Source organism: Haloarcula salinisoli (assembly GCF_019599405.1).
Taxonomy (GTDB): Archaea; Halobacteriota; Halobacteria; order Halobacteriales; family Haloarculaceae; genus Haloarcula; species Haloarcula salinisoli.
The window spans coordinates 540,438-556,578 of sequence record NZ_RKLQ01000001.1 but is presented as its reverse complement, the minus strand read 5'-3'; the positions used below and the strand labels follow the sequence as shown (position 1 = coordinate 556,578).

18 protein-coding genes are annotated in these 16,141 nt (G+C 66.8%); 6 read left to right on the top strand and 12 right to left on the bottom strand.

The window, feature by feature from the left end:
• The first annotated feature begins 11 nt into the window (after positions 1 to 11).
• A complete protein-coding gene (locus EGD98_RS02865) occupies positions 12 to 773 on the top strand; it encodes a PHP domain-containing protein (protein WP_220586845.1) in 762 nt (253 codons plus the stop codon).
• Here EGD98_RS02865 and EGD98_RS02860 read toward each other — a convergent pair.
• Positions 770 to 1,276 carry a metal-dependent hydrolase gene (locus EGD98_RS02860; protein WP_220586844.1) on the bottom strand — a complete coding sequence of 169 codons (507 nt, stop codon included), beginning with the start codon at positions 1,274 to 1,276 and terminating at the stop codon, positions 770 to 772. The two genes, EGD98_RS02865 and EGD98_RS02860, sit on opposite strands and share 4 nt — an antisense overlap.
• A gap of 37 nt (positions 1,277 to 1,313) precedes the next feature.
• Positions 1,314 to 1,820, bottom strand: coding sequence for a CinA family protein (locus EGD98_RS02855; RefSeq protein ID WP_220586843.1), 507 nt, complete (start codon positions 1,818 to 1,820; stop codon positions 1,314 to 1,316).
• Positions 1,821 to 1,923: 103 nt separating this feature from the next.
• On the opposite strand from EGD98_RS02855, the gene EGD98_RS02850 reads away from it, so the two are divergent.
• From EGD98_RS02850 to EGD98_RS02840, 3 genes are all read left to right on the top strand, one after another.
• Positions 1,924 to 2,838, top strand: coding sequence for a mechanosensitive ion channel family protein (locus tag EGD98_RS02850; RefSeq protein WP_220586842.1), 915 nt, complete (start codon positions 1,924 to 1,926; stop codon positions 2,836 to 2,838).
• Positions 2,839 to 2,969: 131 nt separating this feature from the next.
• Positions 2,970 to 3,113, top strand: coding sequence for a hypothetical protein (locus EGD98_RS02845; RefSeq protein ID WP_220586841.1), 144 nt, complete (start codon positions 2,970 to 2,972; stop codon positions 3,111 to 3,113).
• Positions 3,114 to 3,154: 41 nt separating this feature from the next.
• Positions 3,155 to 4,273 carry a pyridoxal phosphate-dependent aminotransferase gene (locus tag EGD98_RS02840; RefSeq protein WP_220586840.1) on the top strand — a complete coding sequence of 373 codons (1,119 nt, stop codon included), beginning with the start codon at positions 3,155 to 3,157 and terminating at the stop codon, positions 4,271 to 4,273.
• 37 nt (positions 4,274 to 4,310) lie between these two features.
• Here the strand turns inward: EGD98_RS02840 and EGD98_RS02835 are convergent, their stop codons facing one another.
• The 6 genes from EGD98_RS02835 to glmS form a co-directional block, all read right to left on the bottom strand.
• Positions 4,311 to 4,760, bottom strand: coding sequence for a hypothetical protein (locus EGD98_RS02835; protein WP_220586839.1), 450 nt, complete (start codon positions 4,758 to 4,760; stop codon positions 4,311 to 4,313).
• 76 nt (positions 4,761 to 4,836) lie between these two features.
• Entirely contained in the window at positions 4,837 to 5,877 is a 1,041-nt protein-coding gene (gene citE, locus EGD98_RS02830) for an L-malyl-CoA/beta-methylmalyl-CoA lyase (protein WP_220586838.1), read from the bottom strand.
• Complete coding sequence (gene mch / locus EGD98_RS02825; RefSeq protein ID WP_220586837.1) at positions 5,874 to 6,998, bottom strand: 2-methylfumaryl-CoA hydratase; 1,125 nt, start codon at positions 6,996 to 6,998, stop codon at positions 5,874 to 5,876. Before mch ends, citE begins: the two co-directional genes overlap by 4 nt.
• Positions 6,991 to 8,367: a methylaspartate ammonia-lyase gene (locus EGD98_RS02820; RefSeq protein WP_236039215.1), complete on the bottom strand. Its 1,377-nt coding sequence runs from the start codon at positions 8,365 to 8,367 to the stop codon at positions 6,991 to 6,993. Before EGD98_RS02820 ends, mch begins: the two co-directional genes overlap by 8 nt.
• Positions 8,357 to 9,811, bottom strand: a complete 1,455-nt coding sequence (locus tag EGD98_RS02815; RefSeq protein WP_220586836.1) for a methylaspartate mutase subunit E — start codon at positions 9,809 to 9,811, stop codon at positions 8,357 to 8,359. Before EGD98_RS02815 ends, EGD98_RS02820 begins: the two co-directional genes overlap by 11 nt.
• Positions 9,812 to 9,813: 2 nt before the next feature.
• Entirely contained in the window at positions 9,814 to 10,254 is a 441-nt protein-coding gene (gene glmS, locus EGD98_RS02810; RefSeq protein WP_220586835.1) for a methylaspartate mutase subunit S, read from the bottom strand.
• 121 nt (positions 10,255 to 10,375) lie between these two features.
• Here glmS and mct point away from each other — a divergent pair, with 121 nt between their 5' ends.
• Positions 10,376 to 11,566, top strand: coding sequence for a succinyl-CoA:mesaconate CoA-transferase (gene mct / locus EGD98_RS02805; RefSeq protein ID WP_220586834.1), 1,191 nt, complete (start codon positions 10,376 to 10,378; stop codon positions 11,564 to 11,566).
• Between the two features lie 18 nt (positions 11,567 to 11,584).
• On the opposite strand, the gene EGD98_RS02800 is transcribed toward mct, so the two are convergent.
• The 3 genes from EGD98_RS02800 to EGD98_RS02790 all read right to left on the bottom strand — a co-directional run bounded on the left by EGD98_RS02800 (position 11,585) and on the right by EGD98_RS02790 (position 12,612).
• Positions 11,585 to 11,977, bottom strand: a complete 393-nt coding sequence (locus EGD98_RS02800) for a type II toxin-antitoxin system VapC family toxin (protein WP_220586833.1) — start codon at positions 11,975 to 11,977, stop codon at positions 11,585 to 11,587.
• Complete coding sequence (locus tag EGD98_RS02795) at positions 11,974 to 12,204, bottom strand: antitoxin VapB family protein (RefSeq protein ID WP_220586832.1); 231 nt, start codon at positions 12,202 to 12,204, stop codon at positions 11,974 to 11,976. The genes EGD98_RS02800 and EGD98_RS02795 overlap by 4 nt, the downstream gene beginning before the upstream one ends.
• Before the next feature lie 102 nt (positions 12,205 to 12,306).
• Complete coding sequence (locus EGD98_RS02790; protein ID WP_220586831.1) at positions 12,307 to 12,612, bottom strand: DUF5789 family protein; 306 nt, start codon at positions 12,610 to 12,612, stop codon at positions 12,307 to 12,309.
• Between the two features lie 121 nt (positions 12,613 to 12,733).
• Here EGD98_RS02790 and EGD98_RS02785 point away from each other — a divergent pair, with 121 nt between their 5' ends.
• A complete protein-coding gene (locus EGD98_RS02785) occupies positions 12,734 to 14,065 on the top strand; it encodes a hemolysin family protein (protein WP_220586830.1) in 1,332 nt (443 codons plus the stop codon).
• A gap of 5 nt (positions 14,066 to 14,070) precedes the next feature.
• On the opposite strand, the gene EGD98_RS02780 is transcribed toward EGD98_RS02785, so the two are convergent.
• Positions 14,071 to 16,056 (bottom strand): NHL repeat-containing protein, encoded by a 1,986-nt coding sequence (locus EGD98_RS02780; protein ID WP_220586829.1) that lies wholly within the window; start codon positions 16,054 to 16,056, stop codon positions 14,071 to 14,073.
• Positions 16,057 to 16,141 lie beyond the last annotated feature (85 nt).

Below are 16,141 nucleotides of genomic sequence, written 5' to 3'. Positions count from 1 at the left end.
TAGCCCCTGCCGTGACGAGTGAGGGGTTCACAGTCGACCTGCACGTGAAGGTGCTCGACGAGCAGGTCGTACAGCGAGCGAAGGCACGCGGCCTCGACGCGCTGGTGTACGCGCCCCACTTCACCCGACTGCCGGACATCCGAGCCAGAGCACGGACGTTCTCCGACGAAGAGCTCACGGTCTACCCCGGTCGGGAGCTGTTCACCGGGACCTGGCAGCGTCGGCGCCACGTGCTGGCCATCGGCTTAGAGGAGCAGGTGCCCGACTTTCTCACACTCGACGGGACGATGGCGGAACTGCGGCGACAGGGCGCGGCAGTGCTGGTCCCCCATCCGGGCTTTCTCTCGGTGAGCCTCGGGCTGGAGGAGCTGCGGACCTACCGGGAGACCATCGACGCTATCGAGGTGTACAACCCCAAGTACCTGCCACACCACACCAGCCGAGCGAAGCGGTTCGCGGGGGCGACGGGGCTGTCGACGTTCGCCTCGTCGTACGCCCATTTGCCGGGGACCATCGGTGAAGCGTGGGTGGCCTTCGACGAGCCCGTCGCCGACGAGTCGGCGCTGACGGCGGCGCTACGGGATAGCGCGCCACGACAGGTCAGCCACCGTGACGGTCCCCGTCACACGCTGCGTCGTGGACTGGAGTTCGCCCATCTGGGCTACGAGAACAGCTGGGAGAAGTTCGACCGCGTCATGCTGCAGGGCACCGCGCCGACCCATCCGGACCACGTGGCCTACAGCGGCAAGTTCGACGACGTGAAAGTGTACTAGGCGACCGAGCCGACGGCGTTTGCCAGCAGCTCCGTCGCCGCCGGTGGGAGGTACGTCGGGAGGACGTGGACTAACGCGCCGACGGCGGCGAGTTCGAGTATCGTGATAGCCACGGTGACGACCTCGGCGTGCTCGGAGGAGGTCGTCACCCCGGTCGGCAAGCCGTACTCCGTGTCCAGCACCGGGTAAAACAGCGCGATACCCCGCCTGGACCCCACCATGTCGAGGATGTAGTGAGTGAGGACACCGAGCCAGACCCACTGGAGGTTGCCGCCGTGGTACACCGGATGGGCCAGGAAGATGAGCAACACCGGCAGATTGTGGAGCGTCTTGCGGTGTTTGCCAAAGGCAGTGTCCACGTCCGGGAACAGGGCGCCCAGAACCACCGGGAGAAACACCTCGGCGATTGTCGCGAACGTAGAGACGTCCCCCGACGGGTCGAGGACGTAGCCCAGCCCGATACTCAGCAGGACCGCGTTCAGAACGTGCCCGCGCTTGTTCATCCAGGCGTCTCGACGATTCGCCGACCGAAAGGTCTTGCTACTGGGACTGAATCGTCTCCAGCAGGTCCGCGAGAGCGCGCCGGGCGATTTTGGCCTTCACTTCGGTTCGTGAGCCGTCGAACTCGTAGTGGGCGACGGTACAACCCGATTCACCGGTCTCCCAGGGTGCCGCGCTGGCGACGGCGATATACACCGTCCCGACAGGGGTCTCCGGGCTCCCACCGGTCGGCCCGGCCACGCCCGTCGTCGCCACGCCCCAGTCCGTGCCGGCGGTGTCTCTGACGCCGCGGGCCATCTCGGCCGCGACCGGCTCGGAGACCGCACCGTGGTCGTCGAGTGCCTCCCGAGAGACGGCCAGTAGCTCCTGTTTGGCCCCGTAGGAGTAGGTCACCAGCGAGCGGTCGAAGTAGGCCGAGGAGCCCGACACGTCGGTCAGTAGCGAGCCGACCAGCCCGCCGGTACAGGACTCCGCGACCGCGAGGGTCTCGTCGCGTTCGCGCAACGCCGCGCCGACGCGCTGTTCGATAGGGTCGTCGTCACTCATACGGCCCCGTTCGCTCCATCGACGAATAAGCGTTCAGTCGTGGCGTGTTTCCGTCAAATTATGACTCCATACTGGTAAGTAGCTGGAAGATAATATTTGGTCCGTGACATCGACACTACTGCAACTACAGACACCAGCACTGGATAATCCGGGCCAGTTCATCGTATCGGTTATCATGGACCTGATCGGTGATATCGGGGAGTTCGTTATCACCCTGTTGGTGTTCGGTATAACGTTTGGCGTCATCTACATCGTCGGCAAGCGATTCTTGACGGAGGCGACGCGCAAGACGCTCAACCAGCGGGACCTCTCGCCGGCCATAGTCAGCCTCGGTTCGAGCATCGCCGGCACCATCGCGCTGTTCGTGGCCGTGGCGGTCGCGGCGGTCGTGGCGGGCTACCCGGTGATTCTGGGCGCGTTCGCGACCATCGCTGGGGCCCTCGCCCTCGGTTTTGCCTTCGCCGCAAGCGATATCATCGAGAACTTCGTCGCCGGCATCTTCATCCTGAAGGACAAGCCCTTCGAGATCGGCGATTACATCGAGTGGAACGGTAACGGCGGTATCGTCCGCGAGATAGACCTCCGTGTATCGAAGCTCGACACGTGGGACAACGAGCAGCTGACGGTTCCCAACGGCGAACTGGCGAACGCGGTCGTCAAGAACACGCAGGCCCACGAGACCCGGCGTGTCACGGTCGACATCGGCGTCGACTACGGCTCGGACGTGGACAAGGCACGGGAGATACTCCTCGAAGAGGCCGCCGCCATCGACGGTGTGCTCGAGGACCCGGAACCGGCCGCGCCGCTTACCACCCTCGGCGACTCCGCCATCGTCTTCAACGCCCGTATGTGGATCAACCCACAGGAGACCGGCGCCGGCGGCGTCAAGCACAAGTTCACCGAGACGGTCATGGACCGCTTCGACGAAGCGGACATCGGGTTCCCCTACCCGCACACCGAAGTCGTCGGCTCGCTGGACGTCAATCAGACCGAGTCGAGTGCCGTCGCGGACGACTAACGAGGGCAGGTCCCTCGGCCCACGTGAGCGGGGCGGAAGACCCCGCGGACCGCCTGATTTGCGCCTTTTTTCGCGACGCCACACCGACACACAGTCCGGAGAGCTTTCCGTCTCGCCGACAAACGTGTCATATGGCCTATCAGACGACGGTCGGCTGGTCGCTCGTCTCTTCAGGTATCGTCACACTGCTGCTGGGCTTTCTGCCGGGGACAGACCTGTTCTGGGGGATACTCCTCCTCGTAGTCGGGCTGGTGACACTGTACATCCGACAGTAGCACACCGAAGAGCAAAGGCCGTCGGCCTGCCCAGACCCGGTATGGATTACGAGACCCCGCAGTTCTACCGGGTCATGCAGTACGCCGCCCGCGCCGACCGGGACGTGGTCGACATGGTCTCGGGCAGCCCGGACTGGGACCCCCCGGCAGGGGTCCGTGCGGGCCTGCGCGAGTACGCCGACGGCGATCCGGCGGACTTTCAGTACGCCCCGAGCCGGGGCCTCCGAGGTCTCCGCGAGCGAATCGCCAATCGCCACGGCGTCGATGCGGACCGAATCGTCGTCACGAACGGCGCGGGCGAGGCCAACCACCTCGCGATGACCGGTGGCCTCGACCAGTTCGACGGCGAGGAGATACTGCTTGCCGACCCGGTCTACCCCTACTACGCCGGCCGGGCGAACTTCCTCGACGCCGAGACGACGTTCGTCCCGGTCGCCGACGATGGCCGGTTAGACCCCGACGCGGTGCGGGGGGCGGCGAGTTCGGAGACGGCGGTCGTCGTCGTCAACTCGCCCAACAACCCCACCGGCGCGGTGTACGACGCCGACGCGATGGCGGCCTTTGCCACCGTCGCCGAGGACAACGACGCCCTGCTCGTCTCCGATGAGGTGTACGACCAGTTCGATTACTCGGGGCGGTTCGCCTCGGCGCTCGATATCGGCTCGCCGAACGTCGTCGCCACGAACGCCTTCTCGAAGTCGATGGCCATCACCGGCTTTCGGGTGGGCTACGCCGTCTTCCCGCCGACGGATGGCCCGACAGGGGAGCTCGTCGACCGGGCGACGACGCGGCATATGCTGACGAACGTCAGCGGCTCGCGGCCGGCACAGTACGCCGTCGAGCGGGCGATGGAGACGACCGATTCGGCGTATTACGAGGCCGCCCGCGACCGGCTCCGGGCCCGCATCGAGACGTTCTGTGGAGCCCTCGACGCGACGGGCGCAACCTACACCCGTCCCGACGGTGGTTTCTACGTGCTGGCCCGGTTCCCGGAGTTCCCGGGGACGTTCGAGAACGCCGAGGTGCTCGTAGACGACGCCGGTGTCGCGGGGATGCCGGGCGCGGCCTTCGGGGACGCCCGTGCCGACTGGCTGCGGTTCTCGTTGACGACCCCGCGGGTCGAGACGGCAGCCGAGCGGCTGGTCGAGTACTTCCGATAGTACCGGCGTGGGCGACCGGGTGGCTATCTGCGCCGCGTCACTTCTCTTCGGAATCGTCGTCGGCCCCCACGTCGGGTCCGGCGTCCGATTGTGCTTCCGCAGCGCCCTGCTCGTGTGCCCCGCCGTCGTCGACGGGAATCGTTCGCGCCTCCTCCTGTTGACCTGTCTCGGGCTGCATCGTCTCCCGGCGGCCGCCGTTGCCGACGTCGACCGGAATCCGTTCGCGGAGGTCGCTGGCCAGCGATTCGACCCGCCGGCGGACGGTCCCGGCCTGGTCCTCGAACTTCTCGACGTTCCGGTCGACCCGGTGGACGCGCTCTTTGGGAATCTGTGTCATCAGGTCGTTGCCGTCCTCGTCGGTGCCGGTGTGGACGTGCCAGTGGTCGCGAGCGTACACTATTTCCTCGTTGTCGAGTGTCTCCTCGACGGTCTCGCCGTCGGTACCCTCGTAGACGATTGTCGCCTGACCGAGTTCGATTTCTTCCATACAGTTAGCCATTTGACACTCGCGATACTTACGTACTCGGTCGAAAACGCGCCGAAGTTCTGGTGAGACAACTCGCTCAGTTGAACACCAGCTCGACCGAGAGGGCCCGCTCCAGCAGGTCGGCGTCGTAGAACTCGCCCGTCTGTGCGGGGTGGGTCTCGTCGATGGCCCGCACCTGCAGGACGGTGTTGGCGAAGTTCTTGTAGGTGGCCTCGTCGACCATCTGCCCCTCCACGACGACGGCGCCGGTGCCCTCGCGTTTGGCCTCGTTGAACGCCTCGATCTTCGTGAGGTCCCGGTCCAGCTCGTCGGTACTGGGCATATGGATTCGGTTGGCCTGGGCAGTCTGTTTGGGATGGAGCGACCACGAGCCGTCGATACCGATGGTGGCCTCGTGTTCGACCTGGTCGGCGTACCCTTCGGCGTTGTAGTAGGTGACGCCGGCCCGCTCGTGAAACAGCTGGTCGAAGGGGCCGCCGATGGCGACGACGCCGGCGGCGCTGGTCTCGTTCGATAGCGCTTCGAGCAGGCCGTCCCAGCGCGGACGCTCGCCGTGGAGCGCGCGGCCGCCCAGTTCCGCCGTGTAATCGACCGGCCCGAAGACCAGGCCGGCGAGCCGCGAGTCGGCCGCGAACGCGCAGATTTCCCCCAGGTCCGAGCGGGCGGGCGCGGTTTCGAGGATGATAGCCATATCCAGCGCGCCGTCGTCGAGGCCGGCCTCGCGTTCGGCCTCGGCGAGCATCCCGGCTGCCTCGCGCACGTCCTCGACCCGTCCGACCTTCGGGAAGACGATACCGTCGAGGTGCTCGCCCACCTCGCTCGCGAGCCGGTGGACCTGTTCGGTACCCCGGTCACGGAACTCGGGGTCGTCGTAGGCCCACTCGACGCGGGGGAGTATCTCACCAGCGAAGTCCGGGGCGTGGTCGGGAAGCCGGTCCACGATGTTGTCGACCGCCTCGGCTTTCATCGACGGGGCGGTCCCGTCCTCGATGTCGGGGACGAGCCAGTCGGGGGTGGAAAAGCCCTCGCTCGTCAGACCGGAGTCTAAGAACTTCGCGCTGTTGTCTCGTGGAACGGCGGCTGGTGCTGTCTGGAAGGTTCGGCAGAGTCGTGTCATTGTCGGGTGATGAGTGCGGTTCGCCGGCCGCTGTAGACCGGGGTGCTGTCCTGATTGAACGCGACGTGTTCGAAGGTCACCGCGCCGGTGTGGTCGGGACCGGCCTCGCCGTCGCAGTCGAGCACGCGGCTGAAGCCGTAGATCGTGTCCCCGAGCGTGACGAAGTCGTGGAAGCGCTCGTTCTCGAAGCGCCGTTCCCGGAAGGTCGCCTCGTCAGAGCGGGCGTGTGCCAGCGCGATGGAGCGGGTCACGTCCCCGTAGGCGACGATATCGCCAGACGGCGAGTCGGCCATCACGTCTCGGTTGTGGTGCTGGCGAGCGGTGTTGAGCGTCGCGAGCGGGAGGCCGGCGACGAGGCGCTCGTCCATCGTCCGGCCCCGTTCGTGACGGTAGGCGACCGCAGCGCCGTTGTCCCGCGCTCGCTCCAGTGCGACGCGGAAGTCCTCGAAGGTGCCGCCCTCGGGCGCGACAAGCGTCGATGGCAGGTCGGGCGTGGCGGCCTCGGACGGGGAACTTTCGTCGGCGACGGCACCACTTCCATCGGCGCGCGCGGCTGACCGCTGCCGCTCGCCCCCGTCGGATGCGACGGGTTCCCGCCGCGGAATCATGTTCGTCCGCTCGTAGGCGACCAGTTCCTCGCCGGTCTCGCGGTCCCGGCCGACGCTCTCCCACGTGACGATACCGTAGTCGGGTCGCGAGGAGGACGTTCGGGTGTCGACCACCGTCGAAGTCACGTCGAGTTCGGTGCCCGGATAGGCCGTCCGGTGGAAGGTAACGTCGGTGCGACCGAGGAAGTAGCCGCCCTTCTCCGAGAGGTCCTCGACGGTGATACCCATCACGCAGGCCAGCAGGTAGTCAGGATGGGCCGGCGGTTCGTCGAACCCGCGCTCGCGGGCGTCGTCCGGCCGCCAGTAGGCGGGGTCGTGGTTCAGCGTCTGGCCCATCCACTCCTCGTTGCCGTGCTGGCTGAGTCGCAGGCCAGGGTCGTGGTGAATCTCGTCGCCCTCGGCGAAGTACTCGAAGTAGTTACCCTTCTCGCGGGTCTCGACGCGGTCGAGCAGCGTCTGAAACACCTGCTCGTCCGCACAGTCGATGGCGTCGGGCGCCGACCAGTCAGTCATCGCCAGCACCCCCCGTGGACCGGGCCTCGCCATCGCCGTCTTCTCGCGGGCTCTGCCCGCTCGAATGGTCCGCGGAACTTCGTTCCGCGCTACCCGGCCGGTCGGTAGACGGCCGGCCCGGAGCGGCGCCGCTCGACCGAGCGAGTGTCCGCCGCATCTCGTTCGTGACGACCATGAACCCCTCGTCGAAGCCCATCCCGGGCTTTGCGAGCACTTGCGCGGCGTCGGTCGCCAGCGCGACGTGGGCACAGGCCCGCGCGGAGGTGACCGTCTCGTTGCAGGTGCCGCCGAGATACGCGCGTGTGTCGGTGCCGTCGCAGTACAGCACTGCCTCCGCAGAGCGCTGGATACCGCCCAGATCGGGCGTCTTTATCTGGACCACGTCGGCGGCGCCCGCGTCGACGAACGCTCGCACGTCGTCGAACGTGTTGCACCACTCGTCGGCGACGATGTCGACGGCGACGCCAGCACTGGCGAGTCCGTCACGGAGTTCGGCCATACGTGCTATCTGGGCCTCGCGGCTCCCGGCGTCCATCGGGCCCTCGACCTGAAGCGGGTAAGGCGCGGCGGCCTCGCGCAGCGAGTCGAAGTACTCCGTCACCTCGCTGCGGTCGTACGGCGGGCCGAATATCTCACCGAGGATGCCGTAGACGTCGACGTGGAACCGCGGCGCGTAGCTGGCGGGGCCGAGCGCGTCGGCCCGGTCGGCCAGCCACGCGAGATAGTCGCGCAACCCCTCGCCCGTCTCCCCGACCTTCTCGACGCTGTTGAACAGGCCGTGGGGAAGTACGGGAACGCCTTTGATCAGCATCTTCTCGGCGTTGGTCCGTCGCTCGTCGCCCGACTGGCCGAAGACGGGGACCGGCGCAGTCGCGGGGTCGGTGTCGTAGGCCGCCGCGAGCACGTCGGTGGGGGTGCAGCCGCGAGCGCGGGCCGCGGCGTTCAGCAGGGCCTGGGAGACGCCGTAGCGGACCGCCGTGTGCAGGCGGTCGCCGCCGGAGCGCTGGGGGGCGATGGCTTCGAGCGTCTCCGCGTTGTCCCGGAACAGCGTCGCGTCCCGGCCCCGGAGCGCGTCGGCGACGGTCCCCTCGACGACGGGCCGGTACTCGCTGGCCCGAAAGAGGGGGTCCCGACCGCCGGCGCCCGAATACTGCACCGCGGCACAATCACCGGTGACTACGCTCCCGTCGGCGAGTTCGAGTTCGACGATGAGGGACTCACCGGCCTCGCGGACCCTGTCGAACCCCGCGGTCTTGGGCGGGCCGTCGTAGGCGAACCCGCGCTGGGTGGCGCCCGCTTTGATGGCCCGCTGGTCGTCGAAGAAGAAACCCGAGAGTCCGGGAATCGCCCGAATCGATTCAATCCGCATCGCTGGCACCTCCCCGGTGACCGGCGGGTCGTCCAATCAGCTTCCCGTCGCTGATGGCGTCGACGTCGTCGGCGACCATCCGGAACGACTGGTCACGGCCCTCGGTCTGGGCGCGCTCGCCGAGTTTCGCCTTGTGAATCTCCTTGATATCCGCCGGCAGGGCGAGGTCGGCGAAGTTGAAAATTCGCACGCGGCCGTCGTCGTCACGGGCGGGCAGGACCGCGCCCGCCGCCGCGTCGGAGGGAGCGAAGGGGACGTCCATCTCGCCGCTGTCGAAGGCGGCGACGACGCCACGGGCCACGTCGCCGTCACCGGCCTGTTCGATGGCGTCGATGAGAGCCCGCGTGGCCCGCTCGATGAGCCGCTGTTCGTCGTCGATACCGCCGAGGTCGATGTCTTGCTCTATCATCATATCGATAAGCTGTCTCGTGGTGCGCAGGCCGGCGGCGTTGGCCTCCTTCGTGGGGACGCCCTGGAACTCCTGTGCGGACTTCGTGATGACCTTGTCCGGCTTCGCGACCGCGGCCGTCGCCCCGCCGAGGCTGATGACGCCGTTGGCGCGGGCCTCGTCGGGCGGGAAGCCGCCCATCCACTCGTGGAAGACGGTGGTGACGGTGACGGGGTCGGGGAGGTACTCCTCGCCCAGTTTCCGCAGTGCCCGCAGCGCAGCCACGTCCTGGACGAGGTTGCCGACCTGGCCGTAGCCCAGTGTAAGCGAGCGCACGCCCTGTGTGGCCGCGAGCTGCCCCTCGATGAGCATCACCGCGATAGCGATGCAGGGCGGGACGAGGGTGCCAGTGAGGGGGCCAAAGGGCTCGCGGTTGATGGTGACGCCGCGCTCCGTGTAGGCGCCACAGAGCCGGTCGACGAACTGCCAGTGCTCGATGGTCGTCTCGAGGTCGTGGCGTTTGGTGTAGGGGATGTTGTACGAGATGGGGCCGCCCTCGAAGGACTGGAAGCCGCCCGCGAGGGTGACCATCGCCAGCAGCCGCGCGTCGGGGGTGCCGTGGCGCACCTCGATAGGGGCGTCCAGCGCCCTGACGAGCCGCCTGCAGTCCTCGACGCCGTGATTCACGGCGGGGAAGCCGTTGAGCTCGTCGCTGTCGCTGTTTCTGGAGGCCGCGAGCCCCTCCTCCGCTTTCTCGTACTGGTTGTCCCGCGTGTACGAATCGATGGTCGTCGGCAGCAGGTCGGCGCCGCCTTCCTCCTGGAGATACCGCAGGAGGTCTATCTGGGCTTCCAGACAGGGGACGCCGGCGCGGGGCTGGAGCAGTGGCGCGTCGGCCGACTCCAGCACCGGCGCGAACCGCTTCGATTTCGGCAGGGACTCGTGGAAGGCGACGGCCTCCTCGAAGTCGACGGCGCGGCCGGTGTGCCAGTCGTCGCGCAGCTCGTTTGCGGCCCGCTGTAGCTCGTCGGCGGGCAGCTTCGTATCACGGGGCATGGTCAGCCGTCGACCCTGACCTGCTCGCCCTCTGTGGTCGTTATCTTGAGGTCACGGCGCAGGGCGGCGATAGCCTCCTCCGGGTCGGTCTCGGCGTCGAAGACCCGGTCGAAGCCCATCTCGCGGAACTGCTCGCGCGTGCTCTCGAAGTCGTCCTGCCCCACGGCGAGGTTCCCGCCGACGTAGGTGGGCACGTCGACGCCGGCCTCGGCGAGCCGGTCGTGGAACCCCTCGCAGTCCTGTCGGGCGTGCCCGTACAGGGAGGATACCAGTACCGCCTCGGCGTCGTGAGATTTGGCTGCGCCGACGAAGTCGGCCTGTGAGGTCTGGACGCCGAGGTTGACGACCTCGAAGCCAGCGGCCGACAGCGCCTGCTCGAGAATCGTGATACCGACGACGTGTGCGTCGGAGCCGATCACGCCGAGGATGACGGTACGGGGCATGTGCTCTGTCGTGGTTCCGGGGCGAGTATAAACTTAATGGTCTTTCATGATAATACGCCCTAAAGGAATTTATAATGATTTATCACCAAAGTTTATCACCCCGCCGTCACTCGGTTCGCCCATGAGCGCGCTTGCCGACCTGCGGGTGCTCGACCTGACGCAGGTGCTCGCCGGGCCGTACTGTACGATGTTGCTCGCGGACATGGGTGCGGACGTGGTAAAGGTCGAACGCCCCGGCGGCGACCTCATCCGCGCGAACCCGCCGTACGTCGACGACGCCGAGTCGGAGGCCTACGGCGGCTACTTCCAGAGTGTGAACCGCGGCAAGCGCTCGCTGGAGCTGGACCTCCGGACCGACGCCGACCGCGAGGCCTTTCTCTCGCTGGTCGAACGGGCCGACGTGGTCGTCGAGAACTTCAAAGCCGGGACGATGGAGAAATTCGGCTGTGGCTACGAGACGCTGAAAGAGCACAATCCACAGCTCATCTACTCCTCGATTCGTGGCTTCGGCGACCCGCGCACGGGCGAGACGGACCGGCAGGGTCAGCCCTCCTTCGACCTCATCGCGCAGGCGTTGGGCGGCGTGATGGAGATTACCGGCCAGGAAGACGGGCCGCCGACGAAGGTCGGCCCGGGCGTCGGCGATATCTTCACCGCCGCACTCAACGCGGTGGGGATTCTGGCGGCGATTCATCACCGCGAGCGCACCGATGAGGGCCAGTACGTCGACACCGCGATGTACGACTGTATGGTCTCGCTGGCCGAACGCGCCGTCTACCAGTACTCCTGTGACGGCGAGTCACCCACGCGCCAGGGCAACTCTCACCCCACACTCTTCCCCTACGACGCCTTCGAGGCCAGCGACGGCTACGTCGTCATCGCCGCCTTTTCCGACGGCCACTGGGCGACGCTGTGTGAGGCGGTGGACCGGCCCGACCTGGCGGCCGACTATCCGGACGCCGCCAGCCGGCTGGCCAATCGGGACTCACTTCGGGCGGAGATTGCGGACTGGACTCGCGACCACGAGTCGGTTGAGATTCTCGAACGACTCGACGGCCGCGTTCCCGCCGCACCAGTCCAGAACACCGCCGACATCTTCGCGGACCCCCACGTCCACGACCGCGGGATGCTCGCCGATGTCAGCCAGCCCGGCGCCGACGAGCCGATGACCATCGCCGGGAGCCCAATCAAGATGTCCGAGACGATGCCACAACCGCGGGGCCGGGCACCGCTGCTGGACGAACACCGCGAGGAGTTGCTGGGTGAGGAGACTGTAGATAGCGGCCGCGAGGTCGCCGAGAGCGACGACTAGCTGCGCGGAGAGATTCTGTCAGTAGCTCTCGACGTCGAGATTGGGAACTCGGTCGAAGTGCGCGGCGTTCCGAGTGAGCACGGGCTCGTTCTCCTGGATCGCCGTCGCGGCGATGATACAGTCCTCTCTATCGATACGCTCGCCCGCAGTGATGAGGCTCGCACTCAATTCGCCGGCGTGTTTCATGATACCGTGATCGGCGGGGATCACGTGTTTGGACTCGAGAACAGCCAGAACCTGCCGCTGTTCCTCGGCCGGTTTCTCCGAGCGGCCGATTCCCTCGTACAGTTCGAGTGACGTGATGGCGGCGACCTTTTCGGGTCGGTTATCGCGCTCGATGAGTTCCAGAACGTCGGTTGCATCCTCGTCGCCGTTGAGGATATCGATGAGAAAGCTGGTATCCTGAATCATTCCAGTGCGTCGTCGATGCGGGCCCGGCGCTCCCGACTTCGTTCGCGACCGTCATCGACCGCCGCTTCGAGCCCGTCGACCTCGCCAGCCCAGATACCGGTGACCTCCTGCCAGGACCGCTCGCCGGCCAACCGTTTGACGACGGCGCTGAAGCTCTCGCCCTCGCGCTTGTGCGCCCGCAAGCGCTCGTACGCCTCCTCGTCCAGCGAGATTGTTTTCGTCCCCATAGTACACAGTACCCTGTGTACATTTATATAAGTTCGTGCCAGCCTGGCAACTGCTCGACAGGCGTTTCGGCGAGCGAGGGCGGACTGACCGCCGCCAAGTGATTAAAATGACATTTCCGTCTCGTCCCGCCGGTCGGTCAGCTCGTCGATTGGATTCCCACCGCGGTCGTCGTAGAACTTGCGTCCGATGTAGTCGTCGTTGACGTTCCCGAGGACGGTCGCGAACAGTTCATCGGCCGAGTCGTACGACTCCTGCCCGACGTCATCGATGATGGTCGAAATCGTCGCCGTCTCGTCCGCGTCGGGGGCCTCGATTTCGGCCGACCCGACCTGCGAGAGCACGGACGCGTGGGAGACCGAATACGATAGTTCGTCTTCGAGGAATGCCTGTAGCTCGTCTATCTTCATAACGAACGATAGTTCTCTATCTACATAAACATATATCTGAATTGACCCTTTTCTGGCAGAGCCGCCTGAGACGACCCGCCGAGACCCGTGATTTTACCCAGCGTTGTGCCTTTCACCCAGTATGTACTCCTCGCTCTCCTCGTCGCTACCTGTGGGACAGTTCGCCGGATTGGTCGACCCCTCGCAGGGAACGATTACCGTCCTGGGAACCCTGGCAATAGTGGCCCTCATCCTGGTCTCGGGCTTTTTCTCTTCGGCCGAAATCGCTATCTTCTCGCTGGCCGATCACCGTATCGAGTCGCTGGCCGAGGCGGGGACGCCCGGCGCCGAGACGCTCTCGCTGCTGAAAGAGGACCCGCGCCGGCTGCTCGTGACGATCCTCGTCGGGAACAACATCGCCAACATCGGCATGTCGGCCATCACGACCGGGCTCCTTGGCTTCTACTTCACGCCGGGAGAGGCCGTGCTCGTCGCCACCTTCGGGGTCACGTCGCTGGTGTTGCTGTTCGGCGAGACGGCGCCCAAATCCTACGCCGTCGAACACAGCGAACTGTGGGCGCTCCGAATCGCCCGACCGCTCAGCCTCATCCAGCGGGCGCTGTATCCGCTCGTGGCGGTGTTCGACACGCTCACCAGCCTGGTCAACAGACTCACCGGGAGCGAGGGAGACCTGGAAAGCGCGTACGTCACGCGGGCGGAGGTCCGGGAAGTCATCGAGGCCGGCCAGCGTGCGGGCGTGTTCACCGAGTCCGAACACCGGATGCTCCAGCGGCTGCTCCGATTCCGGAACCGCATCGTCAAGGAGACCATGGCCCCCCGACTCGACGTGGTCGGCGTCGAGGCCGACGCGGACCTCGAGACGGCGATAGAGACCTGTCTCGACAGCGGGTTCACCCAGCTCCCGGTGTACGAAGAGGTGCTCGATAACGTCGTCGGCGTGGTCCACATCCGCGACCTGCTGGAAGCACAGCACCGGGGCGACTCCCTCCACTCCGTCACGCGCGAGCCGGTCGTCGTCCCGGAGACGAAGGAGGTCGACGACCTGCTGACGGAGCTGCGCGCACAGCGACGGCGGATGGCTATCGTGGTCGACGAGTTCGGCACGACGTCGGGGGTCGTCACCATCGAGGACATCGTCGAGGAGATAATCGGCGAGGTGCTCACCGCGACGGAGGCCCCGCCGATTCGGTGGCTCGACGACCACACCGCACTCGTTCGCGGGGAGCTCAACGTCCACGAGGCCAACGAGGCGCTTGGCACCGAGTTCCCGGAGGCCGAGGAGTTCGAGTCCGTCGCCGGCTTCCTCATGAGCCGGGCCGGACGCCTCGTCGACGAGGGCGAGACCGTGACCCACGACGGGGTCAGCCTCACCGTCGAGACGGCCGAGAACAACCGCGTCCTGGAGGTCCGGGTGGCGCTACCCGAGACCGTAGAGCCGCCCGAGGAGACCTAGCGCAGCTACGGCGCCGTCCACTCGTACCGATAGACGACGTTCAGCACGCTATCTGGCAACAGCACGGTCACCCCGTCGTCGTGTGCCAGCGCAGAGACCATCGCCGGGAACCAGAGGTCACCACCGGCGGTCTGCCCGCCGAACGTGCCGAAGGCGTCGACCGGCTCGTCCGGAATCCCGCCCCCGGGCAGCGTCTCGAACACCTTGATGGCACGGTTCACGAGGTCCACCACGAACAGATAGCCGTCGGCCAGCGCCAGACTCGTCGGGAGGAGGAATCGGCCGCTGTCGTCGCCGTAGCCCGCGGTCCCCACGACCTGCCAGCCGTCGCCGGCGTCGTACTGGAGGCGGTCGTTGCTTCGGTCGGCGACGTAGGTGGCCTCGGGGCCGATTGCCACGTCGGAGGGGAGCCAGAACTCGCCGGCGTCGTGGCCGAACGTTCCCCGGGTGTCGTGGTCCTCGACGGCCCCGGTCCGGCGGTCGATGACCCACGAGGCGACCCGGCCGTTGAGCGAGTCCGCGACGTGGAGTCGGCAGCGGTCGCTATCGAGCGGTTCGACGGCCATCCCGCGGGGCAGGCGGACGTCACCGCCGAAGTACCCCCAGCCGCCGAAGCTCGTGACGTGTTCGGGGTCGCGGTCGTCCAGCCGGTAGCAGTGGAGCTGGTGGTCGTCAGTGAACGCGTCGGCCTCGGCAGTGTAGTCGGCGGCGAACAGATACGTCTCGTCGCCGGGGTGCCAGGTCGAAAGCGTCGCCGGGAACCGATTCGCCGTGAGGTCGGCCGGCGAGACCGGCGCTTCCAGCCCCGGGCCGGTGTGCTGGGCCCGCTCGTTGCCGCCGTCGCCGACCCACAGCACCGGGTCGCCGGCCCGCTGAACCGCCGACCCCGAAGCGTAGTCGAACTGCCCGGGCTGGCGCCGACAGCCGTCGACGGCCCCAAGCTGTGTCTTTCGCTCGGCGACAAAGCGGAGCCGGTAGGCCGAGACGGCGTGGTCGAGTGCCTCGGTGACCAGTACCCGCCCGCGGATGGCGCCGGTCGGGTCGGCGTCACCGGGGTCGTATCCGGTGACGGCCATCGGAGCGCCAAAGCGGCGGTCCTCGACGTCGGGGGCGATGACCGACGGCATTTCCCCGCGCCGGTCGCCGTCGGGCGAGTAGGCATAGAGGTGCCCCCCGCCGATGTCCGGAACGACGATTCGCTCCTCGTCGGGCAGATAGCTCACGGCCCTGGGGATGGCGAACTGGTCGTCAAGCACTGGGGTCCCAGTGGCCGGGAACGGGACCCCACAGCCCTCGCGGTCACAGCGGACCACGTTCGCATAGTAGGGCGGCCGACCGTGTTCGCTCGCTTGCTGGCCGTAGCCGGTGTTGGCGACGAGAAGGTTCCCGTCGGGGTCCGTATCGAGGCCCTGTGGCCAGTAGAGCCCGATGGGGTCGTCGTACTCCCGGGTGACGGCACGGAAACTGTCGGTCTCGCGTCCGTCGCCGTCGAAGACGACGATGCGGCTCCGGGTGTCTTCGGGGTCCTCGTGATAGAACTCGTCGGCGACGAAGACGGTCAGTCCGTCACCGTCCTCGGCGAGCGCGATGCCGTTGGGGTGAAAGTCGTCTGTCGTGGGCCCGAACGTCTGCTTGACGGTCACTGGAACGCCGTCCTCGCCGGGCTCGCCGTAGGCCAGTTCCTGCACCCTGGCATTGCCGAGGTCAGTGACGAAGACGCGTGACTCGCTCGGGTGGTGGGCCAGCCGGAACGGGAGGTCGAACTCGCCGGGCGCGGTCCCGAAGGACCCGACCTGGCCGAACACCCGCTCCAGATTTCGGTCGAAAACGAGCACGCGGCTGTTGCCGGCGTCGGCGACCCAGACACGCCCGGCGGGGTCCTGCACGACGCCGACCGGCGTGGAGAGCCCGACGCCGTCGGCCGACCTCGGGAACGGCGGCGCGAGGTCCGGAGCGCGCCGTCCGTAGGTTTCCTGATGGATAGATGGCACGTTGTCACAAGATGTTGAACGGTTGTATTAACAGTACTGATTGTGCGAACCGTTCCGGCGCGAACCCGGCGGTTCAAATACGGGG

Excerpts from the sequence above, each read along its gene's own strand:
- EGD98_RS02860 (WP_220586844.1), bottom strand. The coding sequence starts at position 1,276 with ATGAACAAGCGCGGGCACGTTCTGAACGCGGTCCTGCTGAGTATCGGG.
- EGD98_RS02855 (WP_220586843.1), bottom strand. The coding sequence starts at position 1,820 with ATGAGTGACGACGACCCTATCGAACAGCGCGTCGGCGCGGCGTTGCGC.
- EGD98_RS02845 (WP_220586841.1), top strand. The coding sequence starts at position 2,970 with ATGGCCTATCAGACGACGGTCGGCTGGTCGCTCGTCTCTTCAGGTATC.
- EGD98_RS02840 (WP_220586840.1), top strand. The coding sequence starts at position 3,155 with ATGGATTACGAGACCCCGCAGTTCTACCGGGTCATGCAGTACGCCGCC.
- EGD98_RS02835 (WP_220586839.1), bottom strand. The coding sequence starts at position 4,760 with ATGGAAGAAATCGAACTCGGTCAGGCGACAATCGTCTACGAGGGTACC.
- citE (WP_220586838.1), bottom strand. The coding sequence starts at position 5,877 with ATGACACGACTCTGCCGAACCTTCCAGACAGCACCAGCCGCCGTTCCA.
- mch (WP_220586837.1), bottom strand. The coding sequence starts at position 6,998 with ATGACTGACTGGTCGGCGCCCGACGCCATCGACTGTGCGGACGAGCAG.
- EGD98_RS02820 (WP_236039215.1), bottom strand. The coding sequence starts at position 8,367 with ATGCGGATTGAATCGATTCGGGCGATTCCCGGACTCTCGGGTTTCTTC.
- EGD98_RS02815 (WP_220586836.1), bottom strand. The coding sequence starts at position 9,811 with ATGCCCCGTGATACGAAGCTGCCCGCCGACGAGCTACAGCGGGCCGCA.
- glmS (WP_220586835.1), bottom strand. The coding sequence starts at position 10,254 with ATGCCCCGTACCGTCATCCTCGGCGTGATCGGCTCCGACGCACACGTC.
- mct (WP_220586834.1), top strand. The coding sequence starts at position 10,376 with ATGAGCGCGCTTGCCGACCTGCGGGTGCTCGACCTGACGCAGGTGCTC.
- EGD98_RS02800 (WP_220586833.1), bottom strand. The coding sequence starts at position 11,977 with ATGATTCAGGATACCAGCTTTCTCATCGATATCCTCAACGGCGACGAG.
- EGD98_RS02795 (WP_220586832.1), bottom strand. The coding sequence starts at position 12,204 with ATGGGGACGAAAACAATCTCGCTGGACGAGGAGGCGTACGAGCGCTTG.
- EGD98_RS02790 (WP_220586831.1), bottom strand. The coding sequence starts at position 12,612 with ATGAAGATAGACGAGCTACAGGCATTCCTCGAAGACGAACTATCGTAT.
- EGD98_RS02785 (WP_220586830.1), top strand. The coding sequence starts at position 12,734 with ATGTACTCCTCGCTCTCCTCGTCGCTACCTGTGGGACAGTTCGCCGGA.